The following is an 18,272-nucleotide window of genomic DNA, read 5'->3' as shown; positions in this document are numbered from 1 at the left end:
GAATCATTCTACAAGTTCAGCAGGCTACGGTACTGCCCACCTTCGCGGATAAACACCGGAATTCTGTTCAGTGGCGTAGCGTAATGCAGCGTCTGCCCTCCTGAATAGCTTTCACCGGTCGCAAGATCCGTCCATGTTTCCCCTTCTGGTAGCCAGATATCACGTTCGCGCATACCTTCATGCATGACGGGGGCGATCAGCAGGTCAGGACCAAAACAATACTGGTCGGTGATTGCCCAACTTGTTTCCTGTTCGGGGAATTCAAAGAACAGGGGGCGCATCACTGGCGTATTGTGCTTATGGGTTTCCTCCATCAGCGCTTTGATATAGGGCTTGAGTTTTTCTCGCAACGCCAGGCAACCTGTCAGTACCTCGCATACTTCCTCACCGTAGCTCCAGACCTCGTTCGGCGCACCTGTAGGGCACTGGGCGATACCATCCCGATACGGTTGTGCGGGTAAAATCTGCGGATCGCGGTTGCCGTGCAGACGCATCACCGGGCTAAAGACGCCCCACTGGAACCAGCGAATCAGCAATTCATGGAATTTCGGGTCGTGAATATTACCGCCATGGAAACCGCCGATATCCGTCGTCCACCACGGTATCCCCGCGATTCCCATATTGAGTCCGGCGGCAAACTGGTTGCGTAGCGATCTAAACGAGGAGTGAATATCCCCTGACCAGACCAGTGCGCCGAACTTCTGACTGCCGGCCCAGGCGCAGCGTAGCAGGTTGATAACCTGGTCTTCGCCATCGGCTTTCATGCCGTCAAAAAAGGTTTTAGCGTACATACGTGGGTAGATATTGCCCACTTCCAGTACCGGCCCGGCATGGTAGCGATAGTTGTCGTAGTCGTAAACGCTGAACTCAGGTTCGGCTTCATCTAACCAGAATAACTTCACGCCTTTATCGTAATAGTTGCGTTTGGCTTTGCCCCAGACGTAGTCGCGCGCGCCCGGATGAGTCGCATCAAAGTAAGTGGTATTGCCGAGGAAATCCATATTGATCGGCAAGCCACGTTCCGTTTGTACCAGCCAGCCGTTTTCGCGCATCTCCCGATAGCTTTCGGTACGGTTATCCACCGTCGGCCAGACGGAGACCATCAGCTCAATTCCCAGCGATTTCAGCTCGGCAATCATGGCGTCAGGATCGGGCCAGTCGCGCGCATCGAACATCCAGTCACCCTGATTCGGCCAGTGAAAGAAGTCGATAACGATCACCGAGATAGGCAGATTGCGGCGCTTATATTCGCGGGCGACCTCCAGCAGCTCTTCCTGCGTACGATAACGGAGTTTGCACTGCCAGAAGCCCATGGCGTAGTCCGGCATCATCGGCGGCGTGCCGGTAGCCAGCGCGTAAGCCCGGCTAATTTCTGCCGGGGTATCGCCAGCCGTGATCCAGTAGTCTAACTGTTCGCTGACCTGCGCTTCCCATTCGGTAACGTTTTGGGCAAAGGTTACGCGTCCGACTGCCGGGTTGTTCCATAAAAATCCGTAGCCCAGACTGGAGAGCATAAACGGTACTGAGGCCTGGGAGTTACGTTGCGCCAGCTCAAGCACGCATCCTTTGAGATCCAGGTTGGCCTGTTGATACTGCCCCATACCATAAATTTTTTCCCCTTCGGTGGCTTCGAAGCGGGCTTTCAGTGAATATTTCCCACCCGGAATAGGGCGGAACTCGCGTCCCTCAAGGTTGAGTGCGCTGACGTACTGGCCGTGAGATGATTCATCCTCGCCAATTTCGCCCCGCAGGCGCCAGAACTCCTGCAACAGGGGTTTGTGTGGATGGCGGTAAAAGGCAACCTGTCCTTTTTGATTGACGATAGCGATAATTTTGCCGTTGGTCAGCGTTGCCTGGTGGTGCTCATAATCAATGTGGCACTGGCTTTCTGCGACTGGCTCAGTCAATGCCCAGTCTTCATTTCTCATTACCGGCAGATGACGGCCGCTGCGTACGCGCAGGCTGTTCTCGCCCCAGGGTTCAATCCATAAATAGCGATCGTTTTGCTGCCAGACCAGACGACGCGGGTCTTGTTGCATAAATGGCATGGTGGTGCCTCCCATATTCGAGGGTGAAGGTAAAGAACGTTATGAGTTGACGGTTTCCAGATCGTGGCGAATCTTCTCTTCCATCGCTTCGTATTTGCGAAAGAAAAGTAGTGGGATCGCTGCGAGCGCGAAGAGTAGGGCGGGTGCCCAGATAAAGGCCCAGATAATGCCCTCCAGACCCGCAGCACTCTGGGCATGGTTGGGGACATAGCCAAAACTGTTCATGATCCAGGCGGCGAAAGCGGTGCCGAGGCCACTACCCATCTTGATGCAGAAGGTGCTGCCGAAGGCGATAAGAATGCCGGTAGCCTTAATACCGGTCTTCCAGGCGCCGAAATCAACGGCGAAGCCCAGCATGGCAAATGGCATTGAGCAGGCGATACCGCTGCCGATATTGCCGAGTATCCAGGCGGCGATGAGGAAAGTAATGTTGTCCGCTGCCAGCCACATCATGACGCCGCCAAACGTGGCGACCAGCAGACCGCCTACCCATATCCAGGTTTTAGCCAGGTATTTGCTAAAGAAGGGGATAGCGATGATAAACAGGATCTGAATCGTCGCCAGGCTGTTAATCAGCGGTACCAGATCTTTACGGTCGAGGTTGTAGGTCAGATAATAGACAATGGTCGTGTTACGCTGCTGTAGGGCAATCCAGAAGATCAGATTAGCCAGCACCATCAGGATCCACGGCCAGTTACCTTTCATCGCCGCGAAACTTTTTTCATCGGCAACTTAGGTTCATGCTGTATTTTATCCGTATCCATTTCACGAATGTTTTTAAACGCAAAGAGCGTTAGCGCGCAGGATATAATGGCAAACGTAATTGCCGTATAAATAAAACCAGCGTGATCATCACCGTTACCTAAAAAAGCGACTAACGGCAAGGCGGTCGCGTTCATTAATAAAACCCCAATTTGCCCACCGGTCATTCGCCAGGAATTTAAAACCAGTCTTTCCTTGGGAGATAAGGTCATCAGGGGTAATATTGCACTGAGTGGTGTATTAAGTCCGGTAAATAGAATGCTGGCAATCATATAAGATATTGCTGCATAGATGGCTTTTCCTGTCATACTGATATCTGGAGACCAAAATGACAGCGCACTGAATACCGCAAAAGGCAGCGGTAACCATAAAAACCAGGGACGACATTTACCGTAGCGTGAACGTGTTTTATCGATGATGATCCCCCATATGGGGGCGTCTATGCCATCGATAATACGCGCCAGCAGCAGGATAACGCCTGCTACGGCAAGGCTAATGCCCGCAACGTCTGTGTAGAAATATAAAATGTACGTTGAACCGAAGCAGTACAGCAGATTACCCGCCACATCCAAAGAGCCGTAGCTAATACGCTGTAGTAAAGACAATGATGCTGACCCGGAAGGCTGGGTATCCTCAATGACAGAACTCATAATGATAACTCCGATATTGGTACGATACGCCCAGAAAAACAACCTCTACTTTCTAAGCAAGTTTTGAATATTATTTTTATGTCGTTTCTGAATTTAACCTCAGATTAAAATGAGTAAGTAAGGTGTACATGAAAAGTAGTTAACCCGACGGCATCAATCAATTATTAAATCTTACATCAGGATTGCGTTTATTAGTTTTTGAATGAGCGATGTTTTTATTTGCTAAGGTGGTCACAGTTTTTTCAGTAATGAAATAAGAAAAGGAAAACAGTGAAAGAAAATAACTTTCAAGTATTACGTGACTAAGGGAGGGGGAGCTGAAAAAATAGGCTGGTCAGGAAGAGCGTGAACGAGTGAGGTCAGCGCCAGCGGTTGACGAGCAAAACGGCAGATAGCAGGCATAAAAAAACCCGCTTTACGCGGGTTTTTCTACAAAGCTGATAACAAGCAGGCGATTAAGCCAGTTTGTTGATCTGTGCAGTCAGGTTAGCTTTATGACGTGCAGCTTTGTTTTTGTGGATCAGACCTTTAGCAGCCTGACGGTCCACGATCGGTTGCATTTCGTTAAATGCTTTCAGTGCAGCAGCTTTGTCGCCAGCTTCGATAGCTGCGTATACTTTCTTGATGAAAGTACGCATCATAGAGCGACGGCTTGCGTTGTGCTTACGAGCCTTTTCAGACTGAACGGCGCGCTTCTTAGCTGATTTGATATTAGCCAAGGTCCAACTCCCAAATGTGTTCTATATGGACAATTCAAAGGCCGAGGAATATGCCCTTTTAGCCTTCTTTTGTCAATGGATTTGTGCAAATAAGCGCCGTTTAAATTGCAGCACTCGTTGCGTAGTGATGGCGCAGGATTCTACCAGCTTGCGTGCTGTGAATACAGCCTTTCCATGAGAAAAATTGCATTAAGCGGCGGGTTTTGGGGCGGAGTTTGCCGCATGGCGATGAAAAGCATCTTCTTTATGTTTCATCAGGGCAATAGTCGGTTAACCTTGACCGCTGTACAAGGTATACTCTTGCGATTTTCACTGTTTTGAGTCAGACATGAAGCTGATACGCGGCATACATAATCTCAGTCAGGCCCCGCATGGGTGTGTGCTGACCATTGGTAATTTCGACGGCGTACATCGGGGGCATCGCGCTCTACTGCAGGGTTTGCAGGAAGAAGGACGCAGACGCGGTCTGCCGGTGGTGGTCATGATTTTCGAACCGCAGCCGCTGGAGCTGTTCGCGACGGATAAAGCGCCCGCCCGCCTGACGCGCCTGCGTGAAAAACTGCATTACCTTGCGCAGTGCGGCGTGGACTATGTGCTGTGCGTGAAATTCGATCGCCGCTTTGCCGCTTTGACGGCGCAAACGTTTATCAGCGAACTGCTGGTGGAGCGACTTGGCGTGCAATTTCTTGCCGTCGGCGATGATTTCCGCTTTGGTGCTAGCCGCGCGGGCGATTTCTTGTTATTACAGAAGGCGGGGGCGGAGTATGGTTTTGCGGTTTCCAGCACCCAAACCTTTTGTGAAGGCGGCGTGCGTATCAGTAGTACCGCAGTGAGACAGGCGCTGGCGGAGGATAACCTGGCGCTTGCCGAAAGCCTGCTGGGACATCCCTTTACTATTTCCGGGCGTGTCGTTCATGGCGACGAGCTGGGACGTACCATTGGCTTCCCGACGGCGAACTTACCGCTGCGCCGTCAGGTCTCCCCGGTCAAAGGGGTCTATGCGGTGGAAGTCACCGGGCTTGGCGATAAGCCGTTACCCGGCGTAGCGAACATTGGCACTCGTCCAACGGTGGCTGGCGTGCGTCAACAACTGGAAGTGCATCTGCTGGACGTTGTAATGGACCTCTACGGTCGCCATATAGATGTAATACTGCGTAAAAAGATACGTAATGAGCAGCGATTTGCGTCGCTTGATGAGCTAAAAGCGCAAATCGCACGCGATGAGTTAACGGCCCGCAAGTTTTTTGGGCTAGCCGGGCAGGTGTAACCCTGACGGTGTTTATCAAACCGAAATACGGAACCGAGAATCTGATGAGTGACTATAAATCGACCCTGAATTTGCCGGAAACAGGGTTCCCGATGCGCGGCGACCTCGCCAAGCGTGAACCGGGAATGCTGGCGCGTTGGACCGATGATGATCTGTACGGCATCATTCGTGCGGCCAAAAAAGGCAAAAAAACCTTCATTCTGCATGATGGCCCTCCATATGCGAATGGCAGCATTCATATTGGTCACTCAGTTAACAAGATTCTGAAAGACATTATCGTGAAGTCCAAAGGACTGTCGGGATTTGACTCGCCTTACGTGCCGGGCTGGGACTGTCACGGTCTGCCTATCGAGCTGAAAGTCGAGCAGGAGTTCGGTAAGCCGGGCGAGAAATTCACCGCCGCTGAATTCCGCGCTAAGTGCCGCGAATATGCCGCTACGCAGGTTGACGGCCAGCGTAAAGACTTCATTCGTCTGGGCGTGTTGGGCGACTGGTCGCATCCGTACCTGACCATGGACTTCAAAACCGAAGCCAACATCATCCGCGCGCTGGGCAGAATTATCAAAAACGGTCATCTGCACAAAGGCGCTAAGCCGGTGCACTGGTGCGTTGACTGCCGTTCCGCGCTGGCGGAAGCGGAAGTTGAATATTACGACAAAACGTCACCGTCGATCGACGTGGCGTTCCGCGCCGTCGATCAGGATGCGGTGAAAGCGAAGTTTGGTCTGCCGGGCGTGAGCGGCCCTGTGTCGCTGGTTATCTGGACCACCACGCCGTGGACTCTGCCGGCTAACCGCGCCATCTCCCTGGCGCCGGACTTTGATTATGCGCTGGTGCAGATTGACGGCCAGGCGGTGATTCTGGCGAAAGATCTGGTTGAAAGCGTCATGCAGCGTATTGGCGCGGCTGAATACACCATTCTCGGCACCGTTAAAGGCGCGGAGCTGGAACTGCTGCGCTTTACCCATCCGTTTATGGGCTTTGACGTGCCGGCGATCCTCGGCGATCACGTCACCCTGGACGCCGGTACCGGCGCGGTACATACCGCCCCTGGCCACGGCCCGGATGACTACGTGATCGGCCAAAAGTATGGCCTGGAAACGGCTAACCCGGTTGGGCCGGACGGCGCTTACCTGCCAGGCACATATCCAACGCTTGACGGTGTTAACGTCTTCAAAGCGAACGATATCGTTATTGAACTGCTGAAAGAAAAAGGCGCGCTACTGCATGTCGAAAAAATGCAGCACAGCTATCCGTGCTGTTGGCGTCACAAAACGCCGATCATTTTCCGCGCGACCCCGCAGTGGTTCGTCAGCATGGATAAAGAAGGGCTTCGTCAACAGTCCCTGAAAGAGATCAAAGGCGTTCAGTGGATCCCGGACTGGGGTCAGGCGCGTATTGAATCAATGGTCGCTAACCGTCCTGACTGGTGTATCTCACGTCAGCGTACCTGGGGCGTACCAATGTCGCTGTTCGTGCATAAAGAAACGCAGGAGCTGCTGCCGATTGAGCGTACTCTGGCGGCGATGGAAGAGGTGGCGAAACGCGTTGAAGTTGACGGTATCCAGGCGTGGTGGGATCTCGACCCGAAAGAGATCCTCGGCGAAGATGCCGCTCAATACGAGAAAGTTCCGGATACGTTGGACGTTTGGTTTGATTCCGGTTCCACCAGTTACTCCGTGGTTGACGCACGTCCGGAATTCGCCGGTCATGCTGCCGATATGTATCTGGAAGGGTCTGACCAGCATCGCGGCTGGTTTATGTCCTCCCTGATGATTAGCGTGGCGATGAAAGGCAAAGCGCCATACCGCCAGGTACTGACTCACGGTTTCACCGTCGATGGTCAGGGGCGCAAGATGTCCAAGTCCATCGGTAACACCGTGTCGCCGCAGGATGTGATGAATAAACTGGGCGCGGATATCCTGCGTCTGTGGGTGGCGTCTACTGACTATACCGGCGAAATGGCGGTCTCTGACGAGATCCTCAAACGTGCTGCCGACAGCTATCGTCGTATCCGTAATACCGCGCGCTTCCTGCTGGCGAACCTCAATGGCTTCAATCCGGCCACCGATATGGTCAAACCGGAAGAGATGGTGGTGCTGGACAGGTGGGCGGTGGGCTGCGCGAAAACGGCGCAGCAAGAGATTCTGAAGGCATACGAAGCTTACGACTTCCATGAAGTGGTACAGCGCCTGATGCGCTTCTGCTCCGTTGAAATGGGCTCGTTCTACCTCGACATCATCAAAGACCGCCAGTACACCGCGAAGGCCGATAGCGTCGCGCGTCGTAGCTGCCAGACTGCGCTGTATCATATCGCAGAGGCGCTGGTTCGCTGGATGGCACCGATCATGTCCTTCACGGCTGATGAAATCTGGGGCTACCTGCCGGGCGAGCGTGAAAAATATGTCTTCACCGGCGAATGGTACGACGGGTTGTTTGGCCTGGAAGAGAATGAAGAATTTAATGACGCATTCTGGGACGATGTCCGCTATATCAAGGACCAGGTCAACAAAGAGCTGGAAAATCAGAAAGCCAATGGCATCAAATCGAACCTGGAAGCAAAAGTGACGCTGAAATATGCTGACGATGCTAACGGTACGATCAAGAAGCTAAAACTGTTGGGTGAAGAGGTCAGATTTATCTTCATTACTTCCCAGTTCGTGATTTCTGAGCAAGCGGGGGGTATTGATGATGAAAATATTCAGTACAATGCTGGTAATACGACAGTTCAGGCAGTGGTAACGCGTGCCGAGGGTGATAAGTGTCCGCGCTGCTGGCACTACACTACTGATGTCGGCAAGGTGGCGGAACATGCAGATATCTGCGGACGCTGTGTCAGCAACATCGCCGGTAATGGCGAACAACGTAAATTTGCCTGATGAGTAAACCACTCTGTTCAACAGGACTACGCTGGCTATGGCTGGTAGTAGTCGTGCTGATTATCGATTTGGGCAGCAAATACCTGATCCTCCAGAATTTCGCTCTGGGGGATACGGTAGGGCTGTTCCCGTCGCTTAATCTGCATTATGCGCGTAACTACGGCGCGGCTTTTAGCTTCCTGGCGGATAGCGGCGGCTGGCAGCGCTGGTTCTTTGCCGGGATTGCGATAGGTATCTGCGTAATTCTTTTGGTGATGATGTATCGCTCGAAAGCGACGCAGAAGCTGAATAACATCGCTTATGCGTTAATCATCGGCGGCGCGCTGGGTAACCTGTTCGACCGCCTGTGGCACGGCTTTGTTGTCGATATGATCGATTTTTACGTCGGCGACTGGCATTTCGCGACGTTCAACCTTGCCGATAGCGCGATCTGTATCGGCGCGGCGCTGATTGTACTGGAAGGCTTTTTGCCGAAGCCGACAGCGAAAGAACAGGCATAAGCGTAAATACCGGGTGGCGCTTATCCGGTTTTGTAGGCCTGATAAGCGCAGCGCCATCAGGCAAACGTGGTGCCGGATGGCGGTGAAAACGCCTTATCCGGCCTACGGTTTTATCGTTCTTTGTGCCTCCGGGCAAAACACGTGAGCAATTTGCATGTCTAAATCCGTACAGAGCAACAGCGCGATCCTCGTTCACTTCACCCTGAAACTGGATGATGGCTCAACGGCGGAATCTACCCGCAATAACGGCAAGCCAGCCCTGTTCCGTCTTGGCGATACCTCGCTTTCCGAAGGTCTGGAGCAGCAGCTTCTGGGGTTGAAAGAAGGGGAAAAGAAAGCGTTTTCGCTGGAGCCTGACGCCGCGTTTGGCGTCCCCAGTCCGGACTTGATCCAGTATTTCTCGCGCCGTGAGTTTATGGCGGCGGGCGAACCGGAAGTCGGGGCGATTATGCTTTTTACCGCAATGGATGGCAGCGAAATGCCTGGCGTGATTCGCGAAATCAACGGCGACTCGATTACCGTTGATTTTAACCATCCGCTGGCCGGGCATACCGTTCACTTTGATATTGAAGTGCTGGAAATCGATCCGGCGCTGGAGGCATAAACATGCAGATCCTGTTGGCCAACCCACGCGGTTTTTGCGCCGGGGTAGACCGCGCTATCAGCATTGTTGAAAATGCGCTCGCTATTTACGGCGCGCCAATTTACGTTCGGCACGAAGTCGTGCATAACCGCTATGTAGTGGACAGCCTGCGCCAGCGCGGGGCGATCTTTATAGAGCAAATTAGCGAAGTGCCGGATGGCGCCATTCTGATTTTCTCCGCTCATGGGGTTTCCCAGGCGGTGCGTAACGAGGCGAAAAGCCGCGATCTTACCGTTTTTGACGCCACCTGCCCGCTGGTGACGAAAGTCCATATGGAAGTGGCGCGTGCCAGCCGTCGCGGTGAGGAATCTATTCTCATCGGCCACGCCGGGCACCCGGAAGTGGAAGGCACCATGGGCCAGTACAGCAACCCGGAAGGGGGGATGTACCTGGTTGAGTCGCCAGAGGACGTCTGGACGCTGAATGTCAAAAATGAAGGCAAGCTCTCCTTCATGACGCAAACCACGCTTTCCGTGGACGATACGTCCGATGTGATTGATGCGCTGCGTAAACGCTTTCCGAAAATCGTCGGCCCGCGCAAAGACGATATTTGCTATGCCACTACTAATCGTCAGGAAGCGGTGCGGGCGCTGGCCGAGCAGGCTGACGTGGTGCTGGTGGTCGGCTCGAAAAACTCTTCTAACTCTAACCGGCTGGCGGAACTGGCCCAACGGATGGGAAGAACCGCGTTTCTTATCGACGATGCGGCGGATATCCAGGAGGCGTGGGTGAAAGAAGCCGCCTGCGTCGGCGTCACCGCTGGCGCTTCCGCGCCGGATATTCTGGTGCAGAATGTTATTGCGCGTCTGCGCGAGTTTGGCGGCGGCGAAGCCGTCACGCTTGAGGGGCGCGAAGAAAATATTGTTTTCGAAGTGCCGAAAGAGCTGCGTGTGGATGTTCGTGAAGTCGAATAAGATTTCACAATTCAGAAATCTGCCCGATGACGCTACGCTGACCAGATCTTAAGGATTTCTTTTGATATTCAATGTGCGACAGGAAAAATAAGGCGTAGTCGTCATCCGGTGCTAATGCCCCACCTTTTTGCTATTCATCTGAAAAACCAGCACAATCGTTGCTGGTTTTTGGGTTGTAATACCTACAGGGATAAGGGAAATGGGCAAAATAAAATATGGATTGCCAACGTTACTCGCCATCGGCTTTTGGATGGACGCGGCAAGCGCCACGGTGCTGGAGCTACCCGCCTGGGAGCGAAACTATACCGGGACTATCGCGGGGAAACCGGTAAACGTTAATATCACGCGATTTGGTAACTCTCTTAATGGATATTACTGCTATGAACCTTGCAATCAGCACAAGGCAGTGATTGTTCTACGCGGCTCACTCCAGGATAAAGAGGTGCATCTTGAAGAACGCGTGAAGGCGCTTTCGGGTTACTGGAATGCGGAAATCTCCAGTAGTGAGATTAAAGGCGAATGGACGTCCGCAGATAAAAAACGACATTTTCCTGTTGCCCTTATCTACCTCAAACCTAAAAACTCCCCTGATATTGTGCTGGTCACGAACACGAATGATGCAGGGGGTTACGACCCTTCCAAAGAGATTGATTGCGGCAATACGCCTGCCATTTCGGCGATAAAATTATACCGTGATGGTAAACTCATACAGACCTTAGATACCGCCTCGGTGGGCACTTGTAGCCCGTTTATGCCTCAATGGGGGGATGTCAATTTTGATGGCTACCCGGATCTGTCGATTGTAACAGAGTTACTTGCTGGGCCGGATGCTCCAGTACAAACATGGCTCTATGACCCCGCCAAACAGCGTTATGTTGATGCGCCAGCGTCTTATCAGGAAATCACTTCACCAGAGATCGATGCTGAACATAAACAGATTGTCAGCTATTGGCGCGGCGGTTGCTGCAGCCATGGCGTCAATGTGTATCGCTGGAAAGGAAAAACGATTGAACTGATCGATCGCGGTGAAAGCTACTTTCAGCCTGTGATCAGTAAAGGCAAAATGTATAACTGCTACATGATACCTTCCTACGCTGATGGGCGTATTATTTATCCGCTAGTACGTAAAAATGGTCATTTGACGCCGCCTTTTAGCCTTGATGAGACGTGTCAACCTTTTTGGCTAACCGGTAATGTTCGTACCGTGATTCAGGCAGAAAAACCCGGCGCTGAGCCCGAATCGCTTGAGATTCAGTGGCAGGAAAACAAAGCATCGCCAGGGCGTTTTTGCCCATTAGTTCCGTTTGTCGAAGGTAATAAGCTAAGTCCGCGTCTGGTGACGGATGACGATGTGCCTGATACCTGTATCAGTCGCGCTGAGTATGAAGATATAAAACAATAGGTCAGGAGAGCGTTAATGACAGCATCCCTACACATTATTCTTGATACCGATCCGGGCATTGATGACGCGGCTGCGATTGCCGCTGCGCTGTTCGCCCCCGAGCTGGATCTGCAACTAATAACCACCGTTGCCGGCAACGTTTCGGTCGAAAAAACCACCCGTAATGCGTTGCAGCTTCTGCATTTCTGGGACGCCGATGTGCCACTTGCACAAGGGGCCGCGACGCCGCTGCTGCGTCCGTTACGCGATGCGGCATACGTCCACGGCGAATCCGGTATGGAAGGCTATGATTTTGTCGACCATCAGCGCCAACCGTTGGCGAAGCCTGCGTTTATCGCTATCCGGGATGTGTTGATGAACGCCCCGGAGCCCATGACATTAGTGGCGATTGGGCCATTGACCAATATTGCGTTGCTACTGATGCACTATCCGGAGTGTGCGTGTAACATTCGCCGTCTGGTGTTGATGGGCGGTTCCGCAGGGCGCGGCAATTTTACGCCTAATGCTGAATTTAACATTGCTGTCGATCCGGAGGCCGCCGCCCACGTATTTCGTAGCGGCATTGAGATTGTGATGTGTGGGCTGGACGTCACGAATCAGGCAATGCTCTCGCCAGATTTTCTGAATAAACTGCCCGCGCTGAATCGTACCGGTAAGATGTTGCACAGCCTGTTCAACCATTATCGCAGCGGTAGTATGCGCACTGGCGTCCGGATGCACGATCTTTGCGCGATCGCCTGGCTGGTGCGTCCGGAATTATTTACTCTTAAACCCTGCTTTGTGGCGGTGGAAACGCAGGGGGAATATACCGCAGGCACGACGGTCGTTGATATTGAAGGGCGGCTGGGGCAGCCCGCCAACGCGCAGGTGGCGCTGGCGCTGGATGTGGACGGTTTTCGTCAGTGGGTGGCTGAGGTGTTTGCCTATGCGCCGTAATTACATGTTGGCGCCATAATCTCATACTTTGCCGCGATAGAGTCTCTCCGGCCTGCCCACTTTCCCGTAGCTGATCTCCGCTTCGAGAAAGTTATTTTTCACGCCTTGTTCCAGATAGCGTCGGGCAGTGGTTTTACTGCTGCCCAGAATTTGCGCCAGAGTGTCTGCTGTATGTACTGCCTGCGGGTCGGCGAATATTTGTCGTACCCGGTTGAAGGTGTTTTCATCAATTCCCCGCAGTCCGCTATTCGGTTCTGCGGTTTGTTCTTTGGCCTGGATATTAAATAAGGCATCAACGTGCGTCTGGTTTGCCTGCTCACTGGAACGTAACGAACTGCGGTAACGGGTGAACCGCTCCAGGGTATGCTGCAGGCGCTGATAATGTACCGGCTTAATCAGATAATCGAATACGCCCATGCGTAAGGCATCGCTGATGGTATCCATATGATTGTCGGCGGTAATGAAAATAATTCGCCCCGTGTAGTTGGTGCTGATGGTATGACGAATTAAATCGATCCCTTTGCCATCGGGTAAAAAATTATCCAATAGAATTAACTGTGGTTGATAGAGGCGTATTTGCTTCTTTGCACTTTCCAGTTTGTCTGCGATGCCGACGATTGAAAACTGGGGAAAAAGCTTGATGGTGTCCACCAGGATTTCCGCTAGCATCGGTTCGTCTTCAACGATGAGTGTCGTAATGCTATCCATGTTATTCTTCTCTGGTAAAAGGGATATAGAGGGTAAAAATGGTGCCAAAAGGATTATTGTTATCGACGATAATGTCGCCATTGGCCTGCTTGACGTAGCTGTGCACCAACCATAATCCAATTCCGTGATCGCCGTTGTTGTGGGTGGTCACTCCACGCTCGAAAATATGCTGGCGGATATTTTCGTCAATACCACATCCCTGATCGGCAACTTCAATAATGACTTCATTACCTTCGCTATTGATCAGGCACTCAATCTGTCGCGAGCCTTCGCTATTGAGCAGGGTGGCGTTATAGGCGTTGTCCAATAAATTGCCAACAATCGAAATCCATTCATTATGCGAGAGCGATGACGGCAGGTGTTCAACAAAGCTTGAAGGATCGAAAATCAGCTCCAGCCCCAGCTCTTTTGCCCGATAATATTTACCGATTAATAGCCCCGCAAGGTGGTGGTCGCGGAAATTATGGGAAATAAAATCGAGTACTTTCTGGTGGCTTTCCGACTGCTGCTGAATCAGCGCCAACGCATTATCGTAGCGCTTCAGGAACAGCAGTCCGGCAATGGTGGAAATAAGGTTGCGATGCTCATGCTGCACGGCGCGCAGGTTATCGGCGTATTGCCGCACCTGACTTAACTGCAGGCTGAGTGTATTGATATCGTCTTTGTTGCGAAAGCTAATAACCCAGCCCTGAGGCTGGTTGTCAATAATGACCGCCATGCGACTGGCGATGACTTTCATTTGGTTAAAGGTGACGATCTCATCTTTTTTGTTTTTTTGCGGCGCATCGTAAAAGAAGGCCTCCGGCAACACGACATGGTGGATTGCATAGCCAATGAGTTCAGACTCCGGTTGGCTCAGATTCAGTAAGCGGCGAGCCGTTTGGTTAATAGCGGTAATACGGTGATGGGAGTCAATGGCGATCAACCCTTCAAATACCGACTCAAACAACACGCTTTGCTGAATTAATAGTTGTGAAAGCTGCTGCGGCTCCATGTTAAGCATCTGCTTTTTAATATGCAGCGAGAAGCGGCGGGCGCAGTACAACAGTACCAGCAGCAGTAACGCCATCGGGAACAGCAACGAGCTGATTTGTAAGTTAAGCCAGCTCTCCAACTGTTCCAGAGTATAGCCGACGGAAACAATACCGATGACTTTACCGGTACTGTCCTGAATCGGGGATTTACCACGTAAGGAAGAGCCTAATGAACCTTTGCGCACCGATACGTAGCTTTTAGCGTTATACAGCGCGTCGTCGCTATCGCCGCCCTCCATATATTTGCCGATCTCATCCGGGTTGACGTGATACAGTCGCTGACCTTTTTCGTTGCCAACGGTAATGTAAGTCGCATCCGAAAACGAGCGCATTGGGTCAATCAGCGCTTTGATGCGTGACAAATCATGCGCCTCTACGGCTTCAACTAATTCTGGCATAGCGGATATTTGCATTGCCTGAATAAGCGCACGTTGGCCCACCTGATAATGCAGGCGCTCTTTCGTGATATCGGTCAGATACCAGGTGATTGCCAGCATCACGATGGTGGATGTAAACAGGATCAGTAGAAATATCCGGTTTTGAAACGAGCGTCTGGCAAACCAGCGTGTAATTTCCCGTATAAACATATTGGTATTTAGATATTTAATTACGGTATTTTCTTGCATTCGGCATCACCGGAACCTGAACCAGCTCATACTTACTTTTCTTTTAGAAAAAATTTGGATGAAAATGGGATACGACATGCGTACCCCATCCGCGATTACATCGCCAGCACGTACTTCAGCATCACGCCCGCCGCAATGGCCGAGCCAATCACCCCGGCCACGTTCGGCCCCATCGCATGCATCAGCAGGAAGTTCTGCGCATCGGACTCCAGCCCCACTTTGTTGGAGACCCGCGCCGCCATCGGCACCGCCGACACGCCTGCGGAGCCAATCAGCGGGTTGATTTTGTGCTGACTGAACACGTTCACCAGCTTCGCCATCAGCACCCCGGCGGCGGTGCCGATACCAAACGCAATCACCCCCAGCACCAGTATCCCCAGCGTCTGCGGTTGCAGGAACTTGTCCGCCACCAGTTTTGCGCCAACGGAAAGCCCCAGGAAAATGGTCACGATATTAATCAGCCCGTTCTGCACCGTGTCGCTCAGGCGCTCCACCACCCCGCTTTCACGCATCAGGTTGCCGAAGCAGAACATCCCCAGCAGCGGCGCGGCGTCCGGCAGCAGCAGCGCCACCAGCAACAGCAGGATCACCGGGAACAGGATTTTTTCCCGCTTACTGACGGTACGCAGCTGCACCATGCGGATTTTTCGCTCTTTCTCCGTGGTGAGCAGCTTCATAATCGGCGGCTGGATTAACGGCACCAGCGCCATATACGAGTACGCCGCCACCGCTATCGCCCCCAGCAGTTCCGGGGCCAGCTTGCCCGACAGGTAAATCGCCGTCGGGCCGTCCGCGCCGCCGATAATCCCGATGGACGCCGCCTGCGGCAGGGTGAAGCTGATTATCCCGAAGTAGTTCAGCGTCAGCGCCCCCAGCACGGTGGCGAAGATGCCGAACTGCGCCGCCGCCCCCAGCAGCAGGGTGCGCGGGTTGGCCAGCAGCGGGCCGAAGTCCGTCATCGCGCCGACGCCCATAAAGATGACCAGCGGCGCGACGCCGGAGCCAATCGCCACTTTGTAGAACAGCGCCAGCACGCCCGGCGTGTAGCCCATGTCCACCGCCAGATTCTCCATCTGGCTCTGCACCGACGGCAGCGCCAGCGCTAACGCCTCTTTAATAGCGTGCACGTCCGGCGCGCAGTGGAGCTTCGCGGCAATCACCGCCAGCTGCCCGGCGTCGTGATGCGCCAGCAGGCTTTCCAGCGCGGTCAGCGCCATGCCCGCTTCCGGGATGTTGGAGAGCAGGCCGCCGAAGCCAATCGGCAGCAGCAGCAGCGGCTCGAACTTTTTCGCTATCGCCAGCCACAGCAGCAGCAGGCTGACCAGCAGCATGATGGCCTGACCCGCGCCGAGGTGCATCAGCCCCATGCCCTGAAGCAGGGCGTTCAGACTTTCCATTCGTCCTCTCCGTTACGCCAGCGTCATCAGGGTGTCGCCCACCGCCACCGCATCCCCGGCTTTCACCGCGATGCCGCGCACGGTCCCGGCCTGCGCGGCGCGGATTTCGGTTTCCATCTTCATGGCTTCCAGAATCAGCAGCACGTCGCCTTCGGCCACCGTCTGGCCTTCTGTGGCAATCACCTTCCAGATATTGCCCGCCAGCGGCGCGCTGACCGGGGTGCCTGCGCCAGCAGGCGCCGCGGTCTGAACCGGCGCAGGACTGGCCGCAGTCAGCTGGCTGATATCGCCGCCGTCGCTGACCTTCACCACAAAGGCTTTGCCTTCCACTTCCACGGTGTAGATACCGGAGGCGGCAGGCTTCTCTGCTTTTGCCACCGGCTGCGCGGCTTCCGCCTGCGGCAGTGGCTCAAACGCCGCCGGGTTATTGCGGTTCTCAAGGAATTTGAGGCCGATTTGCGGGAACAGCGCCACGGTGAGCACGTCGTCGATGGCGTTTCCCGCCAGAGTAATCCCCTTCTCCTGCGCCTGGCGCCTGACGTCCGCTTCCAGTTCAGCCAGTTCCGGTTTGAGTAAATCCGCCGGACGGCAGGTCACCGGGGCGCCCCCTTCCAGCACGCGGGCCTGTAACGCGGCGTTCACCGGCACCGGGGTGTGGCCGTATTCGCCTTTCAGAATGCCGGCCGTTTCTTTGGCAATGGTTTTGTAGCGCTCGCCGGTCAGGACGTTGAGCACCGCCTGGGTGCCGACAATCTGTGAGGTGGGGGTCACCAGCGGAATAAAGCCGAGGTCCTCGCGCACGCGGGGGATTTCCGCCAGCACCTGGTCGAGTTTGTCCGCCGCATTCTGCTGCTTCAGCTGGCTTTCGAGGTTGGTCAGCATCCCGCCCGGCACCTGCGCCACCAGAATACGGCTGTCGTAGCCTTTCAGCTGGCCTTCAAAGGCATGATATTTTTTGCGCACCTCGCGGAAGTACGCGGCGATGTTTTCCAGCTTCAGGATATCCAGCCCGGTGTCATATTTTGTGCCGGCAAGCGTGGCGACCAGCGCTTCAGTGGCCGGGTGGCCGTAGGTGGCGCTCATGGAGGAAATCGCCGTGTCCACACCGTCAACGCCTGCTTCAATGGCTTTCAGCAGCGCCATCTCCGCCATCCCGGTGGTGGCATGAGCATGCAGATGTAGGCGCACGTCATAGCGTTTTTTGATTTCGCTCACCAGCTCAAAGGCGGCCATCGGCGTGAGAATGCCGGACATATCCTTGATGGCGATGGAATCGACGCCGGTCTCCAGCAGTTGCTCCGTTAAATCCAGCCAGGTCTGCAACGTGTGCGCCGGGCTGGTGGTATAGCTCAGTGTGCCCTGGGCGTGCGCGCCGTGGCTGCGTACCGCGCTGAGCGCCGCTTTCATATTGCGCGGGTCGTTCATGGCGTCGAAGACGCGGAACACGTCCATGCCGTTTTTCACCGCGCGTTCAACAAAACGCTCCACCACATCATCGGCATAGTGACGATAACCGAGCAGGTTCTGGCCGCGCAGCAGCATCTGCAACGGGGTCTTCGGCATGGCTTTTTTCAGCTCGCGCAGGCGAACCCACGGGTCCTCGCCGAGAAAACGAATACAGGCGTCAAAGGTCGCGCCGCCCCAGCACTCCAGCGACCCGTAGCCCACCTCATCAAGCGCAGCAGCAATGGGCAGCATATCATCAAGACGCAGGCGGGTGGCGAACAGAGACTGGTGAGCGTCGCGCAGGACGACATCGGTAATGGCAATAGTCATGGATCTCTCCG

General features: G+C 53.8%; 14 protein-coding genes and 1 pseudogene. 8 read left to right on the top strand and 7 right to left on the bottom strand.

What is annotated here, in order from left to right:
• Positions 1-8: 8 nt before the first annotated feature.
• From ACLJR2_RS01080 to rpsT, 3 genes and pseudogenes are all read right to left on the bottom strand, one after another.
• Positions 9-2,048 carry a TIM-barrel domain-containing protein gene (locus ACLJR2_RS01080; RefSeq protein WP_001116436.1) on the bottom strand — a complete coding sequence of 680 codons (2,040 nt, stop codon included), beginning with the start codon at positions 2,046-2,048 and terminating at the stop codon, positions 9-11.
• Positions 2,049-2,087: 39 nt separating this feature from the next.
• A pseudogene (locus ACLJR2_RS01075) lies at positions 2,088-3,460 on the bottom strand (MFS transporter).
• A 455-nt stretch (positions 3,461-3,915) separates the two neighbouring features.
• Positions 3,916-4,179 carry a 30S ribosomal protein S20 gene (gene rpsT, locus ACLJR2_RS01070; RefSeq protein ID WP_001518655.1) on the bottom strand — a complete coding sequence of 88 codons (264 nt, stop codon included), beginning with the start codon at positions 4,177-4,179 and terminating at the stop codon, positions 3,916-3,918.
• 105 nt (positions 4,180-4,284) lie between these two features.
• On the opposite strand from rpsT, the gene ACLJR2_RS01065 reads away from it, so the two are divergent.
• The 8 genes from ACLJR2_RS01065 (at position 4,285) to rihC (ending at position 12,720) form a co-directional block, all read left to right on the top strand.
• Positions 4,285-4,500 carry a DUF2575 family protein gene (locus ACLJR2_RS01065; RefSeq protein WP_001726890.1) on the top strand — a complete coding sequence of 72 codons (216 nt, stop codon included), beginning with the start codon at positions 4,285-4,287 and terminating at the stop codon, positions 4,498-4,500.
• A 7-nt stretch (positions 4,501-4,507) separates the two neighbouring features.
• On the top strand, positions 4,508-5,446 hold the full coding sequence (ribF, locus tag ACLJR2_RS01060) for a bifunctional riboflavin kinase/FAD synthetase (RefSeq protein ID WP_000767311.1): 939 nt from the start codon (positions 4,508-4,510) through the stop codon (positions 5,444-5,446).
• Between the two features lie 44 nt (positions 5,447-5,490).
• Complete coding sequence (gene ileS / locus ACLJR2_RS01055) at positions 5,491-8,325, top strand: isoleucine--tRNA ligase (RefSeq protein WP_024134200.1); 2,835 nt, start codon at positions 5,491-5,493, stop codon at positions 8,323-8,325.
• The gene (gene lspA / locus ACLJR2_RS01050) at positions 8,325-8,825 is read left to right on the top strand and encodes a signal peptidase II (RefSeq protein ID WP_000042736.1); all 501 of its coding nucleotides are present in this window, start codon (positions 8,325-8,327) and stop codon (positions 8,823-8,825) included. Before ileS ends, lspA begins: the two co-directional genes overlap by 1 nt.
• Positions 8,826-8,979: 154 nt before the next feature.
• The gene (gene fkpB, locus ACLJR2_RS01045; protein WP_000047269.1) at positions 8,980-9,429 is read left to right on the top strand and encodes an FKBP-type peptidyl-prolyl cis-trans isomerase; all 450 of its coding nucleotides are present in this window, start codon (positions 8,980-8,982) and stop codon (positions 9,427-9,429) included.
• Positions 9,430-9,431: 2 nt separating this feature from the next.
• On the top strand, positions 9,432-10,382 hold the full coding sequence (ispH, locus tag ACLJR2_RS01040; RefSeq protein ID WP_001166428.1) for a 4-hydroxy-3-methylbut-2-enyl diphosphate reductase: 951 nt from the start codon (positions 9,432-9,434) through the stop codon (positions 10,380-10,382).
• A gap of 199 nt (positions 10,383-10,581) precedes the next feature.
• Positions 10,582-11,784 carry an XAC2610-related protein gene (locus ACLJR2_RS01035; protein ID WP_000516315.1) on the top strand — a complete coding sequence of 401 codons (1,203 nt, stop codon included), beginning with the start codon at positions 10,582-10,584 and terminating at the stop codon, positions 11,782-11,784.
• A 15-nt stretch (positions 11,785-11,799) separates the two neighbouring features.
• On the top strand, positions 11,800-12,720 hold the full coding sequence (gene rihC, locus ACLJR2_RS01030; protein ID WP_000127272.1) for a ribonucleoside hydrolase RihC: 921 nt from the start codon (positions 11,800-11,802) through the stop codon (positions 12,718-12,720).
• Positions 12,721-12,741: 21 nt separating this feature from the next.
• Here the strand turns inward: rihC and ACLJR2_RS01025 are convergent, their stop codons facing one another.
• The 4 genes from ACLJR2_RS01025 to oadA form a co-directional block, all read right to left on the bottom strand.
• Positions 12,742-13,428, bottom strand: coding sequence for a response regulator (locus ACLJR2_RS01025; RefSeq protein WP_000377415.1), 687 nt, complete (start codon positions 13,426-13,428; stop codon positions 12,742-12,744).
• A gap of 1 nt (position 13,429) precedes the next feature.
• Positions 13,430-15,049 carry a sensor histidine kinase gene (locus ACLJR2_RS01020; protein ID WP_023216942.1) on the bottom strand — a complete coding sequence of 540 codons (1,620 nt, stop codon included), beginning with the start codon at positions 15,047-15,049 and terminating at the stop codon, positions 13,430-13,432.
• Positions 15,050-15,183: 134 nt separating this feature from the next.
• Entirely contained in the window at positions 15,184-16,485 is a 1,302-nt protein-coding gene (locus ACLJR2_RS01015; protein WP_000444813.1) for an oxalacetate decarboxylase subunit beta, read from the bottom strand.
• A gap of 12 nt (positions 16,486-16,497) precedes the next feature.
• Positions 16,498-18,261 (bottom strand): sodium-extruding oxaloacetate decarboxylase subunit alpha, encoded by a 1,764-nt coding sequence (gene oadA / locus ACLJR2_RS01010; protein ID WP_001534400.1) that lies wholly within the window; start codon positions 18,259-18,261, stop codon positions 16,498-16,500.
• Positions 18,262-18,272: the final 11 nt, after the last annotated feature.

Source organism: Salmonella sp. SAL03688, assembly GCF_046551895.1.
Taxonomy (GTDB): Bacteria; Pseudomonadota; Gammaproteobacteria; order Enterobacterales; family Enterobacteriaceae; genus Salmonella; species Salmonella enterica.
Note: the sequence above shows the minus strand (reverse complement) of the source record. Positions and strands in the feature narration are given on the sequence as shown.